General features: G+C 59.1%; 15 protein-coding genes. 7 read left to right on the forward strand and 8 right to left on the reverse strand.

Going from position 1 to position 16,892, the window contains the following annotated elements; genetic code table 11:
* Window positions 1-49: 49 nt before the first annotated feature.
* Window positions 50-1,258, reverse strand: coding sequence for an HD-GYP domain-containing protein (locus CFB02_RS15965; RefSeq protein WP_088558784.1), 1,209 nt, complete (start codon window positions 1,256-1,258; stop codon window positions 50-52).
* Window positions 1,255-2,064, reverse strand: coding sequence for a TatD family hydrolase (locus CFB02_RS15970; RefSeq protein WP_088558785.1), 810 nt, complete (start codon window positions 2,062-2,064; stop codon window positions 1,255-1,257). The genes CFB02_RS15965 and CFB02_RS15970 overlap by 4 nt, the downstream gene beginning before the upstream one ends.
* A 128-nt stretch (window positions 2,065-2,192) precedes the next feature.
* Between CFB02_RS15970 and CFB02_RS15975 the strand changes: the two genes are divergently transcribed.
* Complete coding sequence (locus CFB02_RS15975) at window positions 2,193-3,026, forward strand: polyphosphate kinase (protein WP_088558786.1); 834 nt, start codon at window positions 2,193-2,195, stop codon at window positions 3,024-3,026.
* A 17-nt stretch (window positions 3,027-3,043) separates the two neighbouring features.
* Entirely contained in the window at window positions 3,044-4,315 is a 1,272-nt protein-coding gene (locus tag CFB02_RS15980; protein ID WP_088558787.1) for a D-amino acid dehydrogenase, read from the forward strand.
* 125 nt (window positions 4,316-4,440) lie between these two features.
* Here CFB02_RS15980 and CFB02_RS15985 read toward each other — a convergent pair whose 3' ends face one another.
* Window positions 4,441-5,169, reverse strand: coding sequence for a tRNA/rRNA methyltransferase (locus tag CFB02_RS15985; protein ID WP_088558788.1), 729 nt, complete (start codon window positions 5,167-5,169; stop codon window positions 4,441-4,443).
* On the opposite strand from CFB02_RS15985, the gene CFB02_RS15990 reads away from it, so the two are divergent.
* Window positions 5,168-6,442 carry a methyltransferase gene (locus CFB02_RS15990; protein ID WP_088558789.1) on the forward strand — a complete coding sequence of 425 codons (1,275 nt, stop codon included), beginning with the start codon at window positions 5,168-5,170 and terminating at the stop codon, window positions 6,440-6,442. The genes CFB02_RS15985 and CFB02_RS15990 overlap by 2 nt on opposite strands.
* On the opposite strand, the gene CFB02_RS15995 is transcribed toward CFB02_RS15990, so the two are convergent.
* The 3 genes from CFB02_RS15995 to CFB02_RS16005 all read right to left on the reverse strand — a co-directional run bounded on the left by CFB02_RS15995 (window position 6,399) and on the right by CFB02_RS16005 (window position 10,653).
* Window positions 6,399-6,911 (reverse strand): DUF4124 domain-containing protein, encoded by a 513-nt coding sequence (locus CFB02_RS15995; protein ID WP_227519256.1) that lies wholly within the window; start codon window positions 6,909-6,911, stop codon window positions 6,399-6,401. The two genes, CFB02_RS15990 and CFB02_RS15995, sit on opposite strands and share 44 nt — an antisense overlap.
* Before the next feature lie 51 nt (window positions 6,912-6,962).
* Window positions 6,963-8,171, reverse strand: a complete 1,209-nt coding sequence (locus tag CFB02_RS16000) for an OmpA family protein (protein WP_088558791.1) — start codon at window positions 8,169-8,171, stop codon at window positions 6,963-6,965.
* Between the two features lie 160 nt (window positions 8,172-8,331).
* Complete coding sequence (locus CFB02_RS16005) at window positions 8,332-10,653, reverse strand: ATP-dependent helicase (protein ID WP_088558792.1); 2,322 nt, start codon at window positions 10,651-10,653, stop codon at window positions 8,332-8,334.
* 38 nt (window positions 10,654-10,691) lie between these two features.
* Here CFB02_RS16005 and CFB02_RS16010 point away from each other — a divergent pair, with 38 nt between their 5' ends.
* The 3 genes from CFB02_RS16010 to CFB02_RS16020 all read left to right on the forward strand — a co-directional run bounded on the left by CFB02_RS16010 (window position 10,692) and on the right by CFB02_RS16020 (window position 13,805).
* The gene (locus CFB02_RS16010; protein WP_088558793.1) at window positions 10,692-11,069 is read left to right on the forward strand and encodes a DUF2237 family protein; all 378 of its coding nucleotides are present in this window, start codon (window positions 10,692-10,694) and stop codon (window positions 11,067-11,069) included.
* On the forward strand, window positions 11,069-13,225 hold the full coding sequence (locus CFB02_RS16015; RefSeq protein WP_088558794.1) for a tRNA(Met) cytidine acetyltransferase TmcA: 2,157 nt from the start codon (window positions 11,069-11,071) through the stop codon (window positions 13,223-13,225). The genes CFB02_RS16010 and CFB02_RS16015 overlap by 1 nt, the downstream gene beginning before the upstream one ends.
* 82 nt (window positions 13,226-13,307) lie before the next feature.
* Window positions 13,308-13,805: an ankyrin repeat domain-containing protein gene (locus CFB02_RS16020; RefSeq protein WP_088558795.1), complete on the forward strand. Its 498-nt coding sequence runs from the start codon at window positions 13,308-13,310 to the stop codon at window positions 13,803-13,805.
* A gap of 11 nt (window positions 13,806-13,816) precedes the next feature.
* Here CFB02_RS16020 and CFB02_RS16025 read toward each other — a convergent pair whose 3' ends face one another.
* Window positions 13,817-14,920, reverse strand: a complete 1,104-nt coding sequence (locus CFB02_RS16025) for an enoyl-CoA hydratase/isomerase family protein (protein ID WP_088558796.1) — start codon at window positions 14,918-14,920, stop codon at window positions 13,817-13,819.
* Between the two features lie 219 nt (window positions 14,921-15,139).
* Here CFB02_RS16025 and CFB02_RS16030 point away from each other — a divergent pair, with 219 nt between their 5' ends.
* Window positions 15,140-15,475: a c-type cytochrome gene (locus CFB02_RS16030; protein ID WP_014578588.1), complete on the forward strand. Its 336-nt coding sequence runs from the start codon at window positions 15,140-15,142 to the stop codon at window positions 15,473-15,475.
* Between the two features lie 24 nt (window positions 15,476-15,499).
* Here CFB02_RS16030 and ppnN read toward each other — a convergent pair whose 3' ends face one another.
* Window positions 15,500-16,882: a nucleotide 5'-monophosphate nucleosidase PpnN gene (gene ppnN / locus CFB02_RS16035; protein ID WP_088558797.1), complete on the reverse strand. Its 1,383-nt coding sequence runs from the start codon at window positions 16,880-16,882 to the stop codon at window positions 15,500-15,502.
* Window positions 16,883-16,892: the final 10 nt, after the last annotated feature.

Below are 16,892 nucleotides of genomic sequence, written 5' to 3' on the forward strand. Positions count from 1 at the left end.
GCGGTCGTTGAATCACTCCATTCCGAGCTGTCCGCGGCTGTCAGCCTTCTCAGGCGAGGAATTTCCGGACATCAATCTTGTAGGTTTCCGGATCAACGGCTCGCAGAATCCGGTCCTGTGTTCCCGGTTTCGCGAGATCGAGGGTTTCTACGGTGATCGGCATGCGGAATTTGGTGTGGTACATAACGCGCACAGTCGGCAGCCTCTGGTCACTTTCATTGGCTTCAACCACGACGCCAAGACGACCACTTTCGAGAAGCACCAGCGAACCCACAGGGTAAAGGCCCAGGCACCGGATAAACTGTTTGACCAGACTGGGATCGAGGTGAGTGCCGCTCCACTCCAGAAGCTTCTTCAGACCCTGTGTTGGTGTCATGCCCTTGTGATAGACGCGGTCTGCCGTGATGGCATCGTATACATCGCTGATCGCCACCATGCGACCGTATTCTGAGATCTCATCACCCTTCAGGCCCTCCGGATAGCCTGTGCCGTCTATGCGTTCGTGGTGCTGGGCCGCCGTGATGACGGTGAGCTCGCCAATGCCCTCGGTGGTAGCCAGAATGTCCCGTGAATGGCGGGCGTGGAGTTTCATCACTTCAAACTCCTCCGGGGTCAGGCGGCCGGGTTTGTGCAGTATTTCGTCGGGTGTGAGGATTTTGCCCAGATCGTGGAGAAGTGCACCCACAATGGTCTGATGCAGGACATCGGAGGACAGGCCACGATGGTTTCCGAACAGGGACATCAACACACTCAGATTTACCGAGTGTTCCAGAAGATAATTGTCTTTTTCCCGGATGCGCCCCAGGCAGCTTAGTGCGTTGGCATTCCTGAGCACGGAGTGTTGCAGTTCGTCCGCCAACTGGTGGATGGGTGCCACATCGATAGCGCTGCCCACCTTGGCATGGTTCATGAACTCGCCCACCAGCCCCTGGGCCTGACTGTGGATCTGCTGGGCAATCACGATTTCTTCCGCAAGCGGAACATGCGGCCGCAAGCCCGGCGTCAGTTCACCCGCCTTTTGCAGGGCCGACTCGTTCCGACGATCCACTTCGGCGGCCGTTTCCGAGTCTTGGGAATCGAGGCCTTTTGAAGCGTCGATATAAACGAACTCCACGCCCATCCGGCGGATTTTCTCGATGGTTTCCTCTTTTTTGATCACACCTCGCTTGCGCTGGGTGTTGTGGGGAATCCAGTCGTTGTTCAGGTCGCTGATGTACATGCCGACCCTGAGTGCGGAAATAGGGATGCGCTTGATCATTCGCTGGAGAAAAACGTCCTTAGGCTGTTGTGATACGTCGTGCCAATCACCTCGTCCAAAGGCAGTTCTTTCACCTCAGCGATTTTCTCGGCCACAAACGGCAGGTAGAACGGTGCGTTTTCCTTGCCGCGGTAGGGTACCGGGGTAAGGAAGGGGGAGTCGGTTTCCAACAGGATCTGGTCAATCGGAGCCATACGCACGATGTCGCGTACATTCTCGGCCTTGTTGAATGTTGTGATGCCGTTAAAGCCCAGGCACCAGCCCTGATCCAGGGCATACCGGGCAAGTCCCGGGCCGGACGTAAAGCTGTGAATGACACCGCGGCGTTTCAGCGTGTCCTCAAATTCGGCAAGGATCTCGATGGTATCCTCGTCGGCTTCCCGGCTATGGATAACCACGGGCCGATCCGTGTCGCAGGCGATCTGCAGCTGACGCCGGAACACCTCGCGCTGAACATCTCGGTCAGCGTTGTCGTAAAAGTAGTCCAGCCCGATTTCGCCCACCGCAACGATCTTCTCGTCCCGGGCGTGGGCGCGGATTTCGGCTTCTACGTCATCGGAATAGCTTTCAGCATCGTGGGGGTGAATGCCCTGGGTGCCATAAACCCAGGGCGCCACCTGGCTGAGCTCCCGCACCCTGGCGAGGTTGTCCGGGGAGACCGCGATGGTGATCACTTTCTCGATATTGACCCCTCGTGCCTGCTCCAGGGTTTCCTCAAGCGGGCGGTCCTTGAGGTAATCCAGGTGACAGTGGGTTTCGATGATCGGGTGATCGAATACGGGAATCTCGCGACGTTTTTTACTCATTGCCGGGTACTACACTCCATCGCAACCTGTATCCGGGCTGCTATTCTGTGAATTCAATCTTAGAAGTCTACCAGTTTGTACGATTGTTGACCTGTATTACATTCATAGGGACTTGCACGGAGCATCGGATGAAATTATCGGCGTTTGCCAGTTCTTTTCTCTACGACCCTGGAAAACCCAGATTCCGGGATTACCCGACTTTTCTGGATGGCGATGACACCACCCTGCCAGGGTTGGAGGCCAGTCTGGATCAGATCGGTGAATACCAGCGCCGGCTCTGGGCCAACCAGTCCAGAGCGGTTCTATTGGTTGCCCACGGCCCGGACACCAGCGGAAAAGACAGCCTGATCCGTACTCTGGCAACCTACGCCGACCCCGCTGGTTTCCATGCCTGGTCCTTCAGCCGGCCCAGGGGCGCCGAAACCCGCCATGACTTTCTCTGGCGGGTAACGCCGTTTCTGCCCGGCTTTGGCCAGATGGTCGCTTTCAACCGCAGCCATCATGAAGCGGTGATCGCCGAGCGGGTTTGGCCGGTCCACGCGCCTGAAAGCTACAACTGGCAGAACCGTTACCGCTCCATCCGGAACTTCGAGAATCATCTGGTGGAAGAGGGCACCACGGTGATCAAGGTCTGGCTCAACCTCTCTGAGGACGAGCATCGCCAGCGGCTTCTCAAGCGTCTGGACAAGCCGCGCAAGCGCTGGAAGTTTGATCGGTCCGATATCGATGGCTGGGAAAAACGCAGAGAGTACGAAGCGTTTGCCGAGGAAGCCATTGCCGCGACCCATACAGAGCAGGCACCCTGGTTTATCGTGCCGGGAGATCGGAAGCCCCAGGCGCGCCCGATTGTCGCAGCCATACTGGCTGAGCAATTGCAGAAACTGGCGCCGGAATATCCGAAAGAAGATGAAAGCGTTTTAAAAGAGTACCGGCGTCTGCTGGCGAAAAGCGGCGTGAAATAAACAGAGGGGAGGAGTGCATGCACATTGCTGTTGTTGGTGGCGGCGTGGTGGGAATGACCACCGCCTATGAACTGAATCGCCGGGGCCACCAGGTGACTGTGCTGGAACGTCATTCAATGGCCGGCAACGAGACCAGCAAGGCCAACGCGGCCCAGCGATCCTATGGTGTGGTGTATCCCTGGGCCGATCCCGCGATTGTGTTCAAGGCCATCCCCTGGATCCTCAAGCAGGATGGCCCCCTGAAGCTTCGCTTCCCGCCGTCTGTGGAAACACTCAAGTTCATGTTCGCCACGCTCCGTTATGCCTGGTCGCCAGGGCTGTTCGGGTTTAATCGCCGCGCCATGTTGCGCCTCGGTATCCACAGCCGGGAACGATTTCTGGCGCTTGAGAAGGAGCTTGATCTGTCCTTCGATGGCGACCACCGAGGCCTGCTGCACCTGGCGAGCACACCGGAAGCGCTGGAAGGCTACCGAACGACCCATGAACTGCTGAAGGAACTGGGCATCCCTTCCCGTTTGCTCACACCCGAACAGGTGCGCGACGCCGAGCCCGGCATGGTTGGCAATGGTCCGCTTTATGGCGCCCTGAGCTATGACACCGACGGAACCGGCGATTGCCACAAATTTTCCCGGGAACTCGCTAAAGCCTGCGAGGCGAAAGGGATAGTGGTTCGTTACAACGTGGAAGCGGAAAAACTGATTGCCGATGACCAGAGGGTCAGCGCAATTTCAGTCAGAAACAGCGATGGAGTCATGGAAGCCCTGGAAGTGGATGCCGTAGTGATCAGCGCTGGCTGCTGGTCCAACCACCTGGTTCAGCCCCTCGGCCTGGAACTGCCCATCTATCCGGTAAAGGGGTACAGCCTGACGGTTCCTATGAAAGACCCTGAGCGAGGTCCGGCATCGACCATTCATGACGACAATTATAAAGTCGTTTCTACCCGTCTGGGGAACCGGCTACGGGCTACGGGTTTCGTCGAGCTGGCGGATTTCAACCGGGATATTCCCGAAGCCCGACTGGCAACTATCAAGAAGTCGGTCGAATCCCGGTTCCCCGGCTGCGCCGATCTCGATGCCGCCGAAACCTGGACCGGCTTTCGCCCCATGACCCCGGACGGCCCGGCGATTATCGGCCGCGGTCCCAGAGAAAATCTCTACCTCAACACAGGCCACGGTACATTCGGCTGGACTCTATCTGCCGGCAGTGCCGATGTCATCGCCCAGGTAATTGAAGGCGAGGAACCCGCCATCTGTCTGGATGCCTTCCGCCCAGCAAGATTCCAAGAGTAGTTTCAACAATTCGATGCGCGCAAAAAGCCCGAGAGCAGGACGGATAGCCCCTCCCGGGATCGTCGAAAACATGGATGTTTTCGTCGAGCGTACATGGACGTATTCACAGCGTATCCCGGGAGGGGCTAACCGTCTTGCTCCGCCTCGGAATCCGAGCGCGACTGAGATCTGCAATCCACAGCGCGCTCAATGTTCGAGCACAGCGTATGAACAAATCCGATATCCCGATCAGACAGCAACGGCAACCGTTCGAAAACCCACTGGGACAGCTTTCCTTCAGGCGGTGTATCCAGTTCCGGTAGCATGGTTTCGAGCCGATTGCGGAGAGCCCCAAGACGGTTTTTATCGGCAGGCTCAGGCTCGTTATCCATAGCTTCCGAAAGCCCGGACATTTCCCAGGCATAGAGCATTACGGACTGGGCGAGGTTCAGGGAGGGGTAGGTGACCTTCATGGGGATGCCGGTTAACAGATCGCAGAGAGCCAGCTCTTCATTGGACAGCCCGCGATCTTCCCGGCCAAACACCAATGCTGCGGTTGCCACGGACGCACCCTTCGTGGCCAGAACCTTCCGCAGATCTGAGGGGCCGTGCCAATCCTGGCGCTGATGCCGGGTCTTGGCGGAGGTGCCCATCAGCAGGTCTACGGAGTTTCTTACCGCAGCCAGATCGGGGAAAATGCGCGCATTGTCCAGGATATGGTCGCTGCCATGGGCCAGCCAGTGGGCTTCCGGGCGGGTGTGCAGATCGGAATTGACCAACCACAGTTCGCCGAAGCCCATGGTGCACAACGCACGGGCGGCTGCACCGACGTTTTCCGGAACCTTGGGTTCAACAAGTACAAAGGCCAGTTGCATGACGTTACCTCCGGCGGCGAGTTTACACCACGGCGCGGAATCTTTTTACCAGCATTGGCAGCAGCTGAACGACTGGCTGGTGCAGCATTCCGAGTTCTGGCAACCGGCGCCATTCATGACGCCGGAGCCTGCCTGGGCGCGTCGTTATCCGGAACTGGCCGCCATGCTTGCGGAACTTACCGATGGGGAGTGCCAGCAACTGGATGGCAGCCCGATTGAGTTGGCGTCTCGGGTAGCCTCATGGTTGCCGTCCCTCGACCGTTACGCCGACATGGTTCAACTGCCGGAGCTGTTATCGGCACCCGAAAAGGCATCGGAGGCGACTCTCCCGGAAATCCGGGCCACGGATATGCCCGGTCGGAAACGCCTGCAGTCGGGCGCCTTTACGGCGGCACTGACACCGCTGGAACACCCCGCCCTGGACTGGTGTTGTGGTAAGGGCCATCTGTCCCGGACGCTGGCGCCGTTTTGCCCCGGTGAGATACAGGGTTTCGAGTGGAATCCTGAGCTGGTGCGCGATGGCAACCGACTGGCTCAACAGTTCGGAGATCCCGTGTCGATCGGCTGCCAGGATGTCATGGCGGCGGATTTGTCGCTTCCCAGCCGTCACCACGGTGTTGCACTGCATGCTTGTGGCGATCTGCACCGGCAGTTGCTTAAGCGAGGCAGTAAAGCCGGGTTGCCAAGATTGAGCATCTCGCCCTGCTGCTACCACCTCACCGAGATGGAACAATACCGGCCGCTTTCCCAGCGAGCGGCAAATTACCAAAAAGCGCTGCAGCCGAGCCGGAACGATCTTCGGCTTGCGGTTCAGGAAACCGTGACGGCACCGGCCCGGGTGAGGGAACAGACCCGCCTTGTCAGCCAGTGGCGCCTGGGATTTGATGGTCTGCAGCGGCAACTTCGTGGGCGTGATGAGTATCTGCCGGTACCTTCGAATCCGCCCCGCCTTTTGAACGAAGGCTTTCCCGCTTTTTGCCGGTGGGCGGCGGCAAAAAAACAGCTCCGATTATCCGATACGGTGGACTTTGATCACTGGCAGGCGTTTGGCGAGCAACGGCTGGCTGAGGTTCGCCGCCATGAGCTGGTCAGGCATCTGTTCCGGCGTCCTCTGGAGCTCTGGATGGTGTTGGATTACGCGCTCTTTCTGGAGGAGCAGGGGTACAGGGTCAGGCTGGGACATTTCTGCGACCGTTCACTGACACCCCGCAACCTGCTGCTTGATGCGGTCAGGGTTTCCGGTACTCAACCCGTTCAACACAGCCATTCCTGAAATACACATAGGTCAGCTCATAGAGTGCGCCGTAATAGCGGGTCTGGTAGATCCAGACTTCCTGGGGGCTGGTGTAGGTTTCCGGAGGGTTGCCGAAAGCACGGCGCACGTTATCCCGGGTCATGCCCCGCACCACCTGCTCCCGAACCAGATAACGACGCAAATCGGTGGAGTTGATAAAACGGCATGTGCCGGCCTCTTCTTCTTGCTCTGACTCTTCGGCCTGCTCTTCTGGATCAGGGGGTTCCTGAGCCGGGAGGTTCTGATTGAAACTGCCGCCAATTCGGTTATCCCGCAGTTCGACGGATTGGGCATCTTCGCCGCAGGGCTGGTCCGAGAACACCGTATTGCCGTCTTTTTCGCAGCGAAAAACCTGAGCCTGCGCCTGCGCCGGCAATGCCAGAACAGAGAGCGTGAAGATCAGTGCCATGGCTCTGAGCATCGGTTCCTCGCATTCTTGCAGAAACAAAAAAGGCGCCCGAAGGCGCCTTTTTCAAACCACTCAGGTAAAAACCTTCAATTAACGGCGGACCTGAATGCGCGCTTCTACACGGCGGTTGGCAGCTCGACCGTCCGCTGTGTTGTTGGACGCGATCGGCTGCTCCTCACCATAACCTACGGCTTCCACTCGTGCCGGATCAACACCTAGAGGCCCGGTCAGACGGCCGGCAACTGCTTCAGCGCGACGCTGCGACAGGAACTGGTTGTAGTCCGCGTCGCCGCGGCTGTCAGAGTGACCGGCAATCTCCACGATGGTTTCCGGATTTTCTTTCATGAAATCAGCGACACGACTGATTTCACTGTCGTAGGCGTTCCCAATCACAGAGCTGTTGGTCGGGAAATTCACTTCGATGGTGAAAGTCTGGATGGTCTCAACGACACCTTCACAGCCGGATGAATCCACGTCTGCGCCAGCGGTGGTGTCCGGGCACTGGTCTTTGCTATTGACCACGCCGTCGTTATCGCTGTCCAGTTCACAACCACGGCTGTTAACTTCCGCGCCGCGCGGTGTGTCGGGGCACTGGTCACGACCGTCGGCCACGCCGTCGCGATCCGAATCCGGCTCGCAGCCATTGCCGTCAACGGTTGCGCCAGCCGGGGTGCCGGGGCACTGGTCCCGTGAATCCGGCACGCCATCACCATCTGCATCTGCCGGACGCGCAGGCGCCGGAGAGGCTTGCGCCACGGTGCGGGTAAACGCAAAACTGATACCCAAAGAAACCTGTGTATCGAAGGTGCTCTCGTCAATACCGTGGAACTCACGTAGATCGCCACGCAGTGATACGGCGTCGCTGATGTTGTAGCGGAAGCCGGTACCCACGTTCACTCGGGTTTCGTCATGGTTGCTGCCCGCAGTGCGAACGCCACTGTTGTCCGAACCAAAGTCTGCATGGCCTGCGCCCAGAGACACGTATGGGTTCCAGGCTTCGTCCGGCCCTGCAAAGTAGTAGGTACCGTCAACCCGGATTTCATCAAATTCCGATTCTCCGGGCACGTATTTGCGGTCTGCATCGGCACGTGAGTACAGCGCCTCTACCGACCAGTGGGGACGGAAGCGGTATTCCACACCAACGCCGAAGGTGCCGGTTTCGCTCAGATCGCGCTTGTCGTCAAACAGCTGAAAACCTGCAAACGGGTTGATGTAAACGGTTTCCTGACGATCGGCCATGGCCGGGGTTGCCAGGGTAGCGGCCAGTACAGCCGCGGAAATCGGACGCATGACGTTCATGCAGAACCTCCTGTTCATTGTCGTTGTGGTACCGCACTTCCTCATGAAAAGTGCTTGTATACCCGGAATTTAGGCCAGTAGGCCAAAAAAAACAAAAAAATGATACGAATTGTTACGTCCGCAATTGTACACAGTTGATCTCTACGGACCCGAGGTCGTTTCAGGCCAGAGCGGAAAAATACAGATGCGCGCTTTTTTTACTGAAGTTGAGCACCTCGCCGTTGTCGAAATGCACTTCGAAAGAATTCTCATCTTCGGCGACCACCGAGCCGGGGCCAAAGATCGCGTGGCCAAGACGTTTTTGATGCCAGAGTGGTTCCGTTGAGTTTTCGAGTGTTGCCGTCTGGCCCTCAAGGTTGACGCTCTCCCGGTCGGCGTAACGCTGGCTGACCGGTGTCAGGGGGGCAGTTAACCGAATGGTTGATGTTTCTGCCGGAGATCGATCATCCAGCCAGCGACCGAATTCCTCGGAAAGTTCAAAGCAGCACTCTTCCACGAAACGGCTTGGGCCCAGATCGCCGTCCAGGTGCGGTTGCTTGCTGGCCGGTCGGGTGATCAGGTGTAGCTGCTGGCGTGTACGTGTCATAGCCACGTACAGCAGTCGTCGCTCGCTTTCCAGAAATGCTCTGGCATTGTCCTGGGGGCGGGGGCTGTACGGCAGGTATTTCTCCTGCAGTCCGGGAATGATAACCGTTGGCCATTCCAGACCCTTGGTGCGGTGAATCGTTGAGAGCAGCACCCCACCCTGCTGTTTTTCACCCGCCTGCTGCTTGAGGGTTTTCAGGTGCTCCAGGGCGCCTTCAGCTGTGACATCAAGGCTTTTAAGGTACTGCCGGAATCCTTGTATCGTATCGATCCTTTCCTCGGCACTCTCATGCGTCAGCGCCAGGCTGCGGATGCCCTCGTAAAGATCCGTATGTTCGGCATAGACGCTGATCAGTCCTGCAACCGGACCTCCGTAGCTGCGCAGTTGGGCAAGCACTTCGCCGAGTTTTCTGAGCTTGCGGGCGGCCATGGGCGCCAGCGCGTCGAAGTCCATCGCCAGCAGACGCTCGTGCCAGCCACTGGAAAATCCTGCCAGGAAACGCGCCAACTGCTCCAGCTCCGGCTCTTTCAGACCCACATGAGGAAAGCGCAACAACTGCCGTGCCAGCTCCAGACGATCCTCGTCCGGCAGGTTTTCCAGTTTCCCGGTCACCACCATCAGAAGGGCAGTGATCGCCTGAACTTCCCGGCTGAACAGCGCGCCCTTGCCGGCATCAATCCGGTAGGGAATCTGACGAGCCAGCAACTTCAGCTCGATAGGGACACTCTGACTCCAGACCCGGAACAGAATGGCCGTGCCTGCCAGAGCCGGTTCCGATTGGCCCTGAAAAATCTGAAGCACGGTATCGGCATCGCTTTCCGACCGATGCAGGGTGATCTCCGTGCCGGGAGTGGAAGCGTGGGAATGGCAAAGCACATCCTTGCGACCGGTGTTGTGACAGATCAGATGGTTGGCGAGCAAAGCGACGCGATGGCCGTACCGGAAGGTATAGCTGAGCGTCTGCTCCAGCGGGCTTTCGAACTCATCGCTGAACCGCTTGAGAATAAACTCGGGCTTTGCGCCCCGGAACTCGTAGATCGTCTGGTCCGGGTCGCCAACAACCGTCACCCGGGCCCGGTCTCCAGCCACGTAGCGCAGCAGCAGGTGCTGGATCTCATTGGTGTCCTGGTACTCATCCACCAGAATCAGATCCATCTTGTTGCCTACCAGCCGCTGCAAAGGCGGATTCTGGTGAATCGCCATCACCGGCTCGTACAGCATGTCGGCGTAGCTGATCCGCCCCTGGCTTTTCCGCCACTGCTCAAAACTGTGGAACAGATCGACCAGGTATTTGTGTTTGTCGGAATACCCCAGTTCCTCAAACACGATCTCCGCCGGCGACAGCGTTGTTTTCACCAGATCGATAAACCCCGTCGCCGTCTCGACAAAATCCTTCTTGTTGCGCCGGATCTCATCCGCCAGATCCTCCGGAGCCAGCCGCCGTGTCAACTGCCAGGCCTGAAAACTGATCTCCTGCTCGGTCAGAATCTTCTCTGAGAATCCCGGCAGATAACCCTCCCGCACAAATCGTTTGTACAGCCGAAGGCCCATGGCGTGATACGTCCGAATCTCCGGCAGCGCCAGCCCGCTCTGGGCGCAAACCTCCTGCAGCTTGCGCTCGAAATCGACCCGGGCGCTCCGGTTGAACATCAATACCAACATCCGGTCCGGATCGTGGCCCTGGCCCAGCAGATACCGGATTCGCCAGGCCAGCGTCGAGGTCTTGCCACTGCCGGCTACGGCGGTAATCACCGAATGCTCATAGCCCGCGGTGATAATCGCCCGCTGCTCATCAGTGAGGAAAGCCGGAAGGTTGGTGGTCTCAGGAATTTGGGGTTCGGTCGGCATGGCCGGTATTGTAACGGCCTGCTGGTAGAGCGGATACCGCTCCCGCATAATTGCGATCAAAACATGAGAGCGAAAGGGTCTTAAACATGGAAATGTCCGAATCGGTAAACGTACTTGGCGAGAAACTGGAAACCTGCGGCAAAGACCCCATCACCGGCTTTTACCGCGATGGCTGCTGCAACGTCGGCCCGGATGATTTTGGCCTGCACGCCGTCTGCGCCGTGGTAACCGACGACTTCCTGGCATTCTCCAAAGCCCAGGGCAACGACCTCAGCACCCCCAGGCCTGAATTCGGCTTCGAAGGCCTGAAAGCGGGTGATAGCTGGTGCCTGTGTGCCGGCCGGTGGCAGGAAGCCTTTGAAGCTGGCTGTGCCCCCAGGGTCCGACTGCGGGCCACCCATCGGGCTGCCCTTGAAAAATGCGCCCTGGACGACCTCAAGTCTCATGGTGCCGACCTTAGCTGATGAGCCATTCCGGACCCGATGCCAAAGCGGATCTATCCGCCTGGCGTGCCCTGCAGGACAGCCTCGCCGCCAACGGTGAACGCCGGCTGGTTCTGCTTGAGGGTGATCGGGAACAGAACCTCAGGTGGCTTTCCGGTCTGTTACCCGGGTTGGAAATACAGAGCGGCCTCTGGACCGGACCGGCGGATCACAGCCCCGATAACCGGTTGACCCGGGTGACGCCCCCCGGGGCTCGAAAGTGGCTCGGGCGTGAAGTCTCGCTTATTGTCTGGGATGGCTGGCAAGGCAATCCTCCGGATGCCTTTGCCGCGCTCTCCGGTGCGCTCACCGCTGGTGGCCTGCTGTTCTGGCTGATGCCGCCGCTGGCAGAGTGGTCCCGCTTTGCGGATCCCGATTACTCGAGAACCGGTCTGGAGCATGGTCCGAACCATCCGTTTGCTGCCCGCATGGCCGACCTGCTTGCCGACGATGATGCGGTCATCCGGGTGTCACCCGACCGTCCGGAATCACGGCCGCCGGTTCCGCCCCTGCCTGAGAAACGCTTTCGAATCGCCGCCACCCGGGATCAGGAACAATTGGTTCAGCGCCTCGTCCGTTTTGGCCTGGGCCGACGGCGCCGGCCGCTGATAGTGACGGCGGACCGGGGCCGTGGCAAATCTGCAGCGATGGGTATGGCTGCAGCCGAATTGTTGCGCCAAGGCAGGCAGGACATCGTGGTTACCGCGCCCTCGGAGCAGAATGTGGAGACCCTCTTTCGCCACGCCCGTGAGTCTCTCGGGGACGAATTGGCCGAAGCCAGCCCGGGGATACTCGCCTCCCGAACCGGTGGCCGCCTGAGGTTTATTCCGGTGCGTGACTTGCTGGCTTTGCGGCCGGAAGCCGAAGTGGTCCTGGTGGATGAGGCAGCAGCGATTCCGGCGCCGCTGCTGAAATCGGTTCTGCTCGGCTGGCCGAGAGTGGCGTTCGCCACCACGGTCCATGGTTACGAAGGGGCTGGCCGGGGCTTTGCCATTCGTTTTCGACAGGTCCTTGATCAATCAACGCCCCAGTGGCAGTCGGTAACGTTGAGCGAGCCGGTACGCTGGGCCCTGAACGATCCGCTGGAAGCCCTGATCACCCGACTCTTTCTGCTGGCTGCCGACGGTGGTCGCTTGCCCGGGAAAACTGAACACAGCGCCGGGGAGCTGGTCATTGAACCCTGGGAGCCGGCAGCGGCAAGTGACGGAGCCCTGTCCCGTGCCTTTGGGTTGCTGGTGGATGCCCATTACCGGACCAGCCCCGCTGATCTGAGGCAGTGGCTGGATGACCCGGCCGCCCGTAGCTGGCGCGCGCGAATTGGCGATCAGACGGTTGGTGTGCTCTGGTGCGCGCTCGAAGGTGGCCTTCCGGCTGAGCTGGCAGAGCAGGTCAGTCTGGGTACCCGGCGAATACGGGGCCACCTGCTGCCGCAATCGTTGGCCAGCCACAGCGGCTATCCCGAGGCCGCGGTCTTGCGGAGTCTGAGGGTTGTCCGCATTGCAGTATCAGACGAGGTCAGACGCGCGGGCATTGGCCAAAGCATGGTGCAGGCTGCCAGGGCGTATGCCGCCGAGCAGGATGTTGATTACCTCGGAACCAGCTTCGGTGGCAGCGCTGACCTGCTCGCGTTTTGGCAGACCTGCGGTCTGCATGTGGTCAGGGTTGGCTTGCAGCAGGAAGCATCCAGTGGCGAATACCCACTGCAGATGGTGGCCGGCTTTTCGCAGGCTGGTCGCGACCTGGAAGAACGCATCCGCAACCGCCTGGCCGATCATTGGCTTACTCTCTTGCCCGGCAACTGGCAGGGGCTGGAGCCAACATTGCTGGCCGGGATAACCGCCGATCTGCCCACCGGGCCGACGCTGGACAAGGATGATTTGCGGGATCTCCGCAATTTCGCCAATGGGCATCGTGGCTTTCAGGTTACTGTCCCGGTATTGCGGAAGCTGAGTCAGGTGCCGGGGATCATGGCGTGGCTGAAAAGCCATGAGGCGCTTGCGGTCTGGTGCCAGGGTGTTCTTCAGGGGCGGCCCTGGTCCGCGCTGCAGGCGGACAGGCTTTGCCTGGGCCAGAGAGAAGGCGAAGATCGTCTGCGACAGGTGGTGCGTGATCTTTTGAAGGATGGCCCGGGTTTGTGACTCGCTCGATTTAATTTCCGCCGGTGTCTGCCCAGAATGGGCCCTCGTATCCTTTCAACGAGATCCACAGAGACTGTTTGTTATGGCCAAGGGAACCGGCGCCTTCCGTGTTTTGCTGATTTTGCTTCCGCTTGTTGTTTTCCTGTCCGCCTGCGCCTCCCCGAACCAACCGGTTGCCCTGACCCCCGAGGCCCTGGCCGAGGCGGATGCACTGCTGGTTTCAGCCGCCGGGAATGGTGAAAAGCGGCGCGTGCAGCTGTTGTTGTCGGCCGGCGCCGATGTGAACACCAGTGACCAGTACGGGTATACCCCCGTGATGCGGGCGGCGGAAAACGGCCATCTGTCGGTGGTGAAGGTATTGGTGGCAGCCGGTGCCAACGTCAACGTGAGTCAGGGGGGCGAATCCCTGCTAATGAAAATCGTGGCCAACGGGGATTTGCTGACGGCGGAGCGGTTGGTGGCGGCCGGAGCCGACGTCAATTACGAGGCGAGCGACGGCCAAACGGCACTGGACGTTGCCCGCGCCACCAACAATCGGGATCTGGAAATGTTGCTGGTGCAGGCGGGCGCCGAGTTCTAGCGCCGACTGGCTTACTCCAGGCCCATCGGATCCGTCTCGTCATCCCAGTCCGGGGTGAAATGAGCCGCAACCACGTCTTCCGGCACATCGGCCACGCTCGAGTAACTCCATTTTGGCTGGCGGTCCTTGTCGATAGCCAGAGCCCGGATTCCCTCTGCCAGGTCAGGCCGGCGGATGCATTCGGAAACCATCGCCAGTTCCATGCGGAAGGCGTCCTTCAGGGACATTTGCTGCGCTTTCTGTAACTGGGTCCAGACCAGCCATGCAGAGACCGGGCATCCGTTTCTGAGCGTGTTCATACAGGCATGCCACCAGTCGCAGTCAACCTCCGCTGCCAGCAGTTGATCAACGATGTCCGGAAGTTCATCGCCGGCGCTCAGCCTGGCAATCCGCTGTTCGTGCCGGGCGAGGTGACTGGGTGGCAGTGTCCGGTAATCCGGTGTCTGGATCTGGTTGAGTAACCTGAACAGTCGATTGTCATCGGCGGCGGTTTGGCCGGTCCAGCGTTCCGAGGCCAGTCGGTCAAGCAGGCGATCCCGGTCCTCCGGCAGGATGGCCATGTCGGCGAGACCAACCCGCAGCGTATCGCTGACGTTCAAACGGGCGCCGGTCAACCCCATGAACAGCCCCAGCCTTCCAGGCAGCCGTTTCAAAAACCAGCTGGCACCCACATCCGGAAACAGCCCGATCGTGATCTCGGGCATTGCCAGCGTGACATCCGGCGTAACCAGCCGATACCGGCAGCCTGAGAACACACCAAGACCGCCGCCCATCACCACGCCGTGGGCTATACCCAGCACGGGCTTTGGGAAGCGATGGATTTTGTAATCCATCCGGTATTCCCGGCTGAAAAACCGTACCGGTTTCTCCGGCTCTTGCCCGTCGAGAATTGCATCATAGAGTTCGCGGATATCACCGCCGGCGCAAAAGGCTCTCTCACCGGCGCCCTGAATGACCACGATGCAGATTCGGTCATCATTGGCCCAGCGGTCCAGGATGTCCTGGATCTGCTCGATCATGTGTTCGGAAAGCGCGTTGAGAGTGCCCGGGGAGTTCAGTGTAAGAACACCCATGTGCCCTTCGCGGCATGCAAGTTCCTCGGCCTCTACAGACATTGGCGTTTTCTCCGGAGAATTAAATCAATCTTGGATACGGAATCGAACGTACTTTCACCCTAATAGCCAGAACAGGAAAGAGGACTAACGTCGAAAAGATGTCCTTGACCTATCGCATTTGAGGTTGCCCCGCTCTGTGCTATAAGTGCAAGTCAGTTTAGTGCCCGGCCTCCGAACCGGCCTTAAAATCTGGAAAATGACGATGAGAGGGTAATAACAATGAATCTGAAACACTACGCTGTTGCGGGAATTTTTGCGCTTGGCGCTGCTGTGCCTGCAGTAGTTTCTGCCGCAGATGCCGAAGCCGGCAAGGCCAAGGCGGCTGTCTGTGCCGCGTGCCATGGCCAGAATGGTCTTGCGCAAATCCCGACATACCCGAACCTGGCGGGCCAGAACGAGCAGTACCTGGTATCGGCCCTGAAGGCGTACAAGAACAAGCAACGCTCTGGCGGCCAGGCCGCGATTATGCAGGGGCAGGCTGCTGCCCTGAGTGACGCCGACATTGCCAATCTGGCGGCCTACTTCGCGAGCCTGCCGGCAGACGGCGGCAAGTAAGCCTTACGCTGTCAGCGAAGCGGCTTAGGCCGCTCCGCTGACGATGCGATAGCTCGGTCTGTAGGCCGAAGAACCCGGTAGTTTCATCCGGTTCTGGGTCACAAACTGCTCGAGCATGGCTTCGAGCGGTTTTATCAGAGTCGGGTCGCCTGCGATTTCGAACGGCCCCTTCTCCTGAACCTGCCGTATACCACCCTCCTTGACGTTACCGGCAACAATGCCACTGAATGCCTTGCGCAAATTCGCAGCGATCAGGTGCACAGGCTGGTCCCGATGCAGCTCCAGCGCCCGCATGTTGTCGTGATTGGGCTCGAACGGCAGCTGGAACACCGGGTCGATCTTCAGCATCCAGTTGAAATAATAGGCATCCTGCATGGCGCGCCGGAACGTCTCGACCTCCTTCATCCCTTTTTTCATGGTCTGGGCCACGCGCACCGGATCGTCGATGATGATCTCGTATTTGCTCGCAGCCCCATCCCCGAGGGCGTTCCTGATGAACTTGTCGATCATCTCGAAGTATTCCGCGTTTTCCTGCCGGCCGGTAAATACCACCGGGAAGGGCAAATCCGCGTTGTCCGGATGCAGCAGGATCCCGAGCAGGTAGAGAATTTCCTCGGCGGTGCCGACACCGCCCGGGAATACAATCACGCCGTGACCACATCGAACGAACGCTTCCAGGCGCTTTTCAATGTCCGGCATGATGACCAGTTCATTGACGATAGGGTTTGGGGCTTCGGCGCCAATGATGCCGGGTTCTGTAATACCGATGTAGCGACCGTTCTTTACCCGCTGCTTGGCGTGGCCAATGGTGGCACCTTTCATGGGACCTTTCATGGCACCCGGGCCACATCCGGTGCAGATGCTCAGGGCCCTGAGCCCCAACTGATGACCGACATCCTTGCTGTACTGGTATTCATCATGGCCGATTGAGTGACCACCCCAGCAGACCACGAGGTCTGGTTGTCGTCCTGCCTGCAGCACCCGGGCGTTGCGGAGAATGTGGAACACGTAATTGGTCAGGTCCTCCGGATCATCCCGGCGAAAACCGGCGGCTGTCTGAGGGATTGAATGCGAGTAGATAATGTCTCGTAGAACCGAGAACAGGTGCTCGCGGATCGCCCTGAGCATTTCGCCATCAACAAAGGCATGGCCGGGCGCATTGATCAGTTCCAGTTTGAGGCCCCGGGGCTGCGGTACCAGGCGGACATCAAAGTCGGCATGGGATTCCATCAATGCCTTGCAGTCGTCAGTCTCGATGCCGGTATTGAGAACCGCCAGCGCGCATTGGCGAAACAGCCGGTAAAGGCCGCCTTCGCTGCGGTCCTTGAGGCGGTTGACCTCATGATTGGAGAGAATTTCAAGGCTGCCCTCTGGTGAGACGAGGGCATTGATGGTGGTTTCCTGCATTAACGGTGAA

This window comes from Marinobacter sp. es.042, assembly GCF_900188315.1.
GTDB lineage: Bacteria > Pseudomonadota > Gammaproteobacteria > Pseudomonadales > Oleiphilaceae > Marinobacter.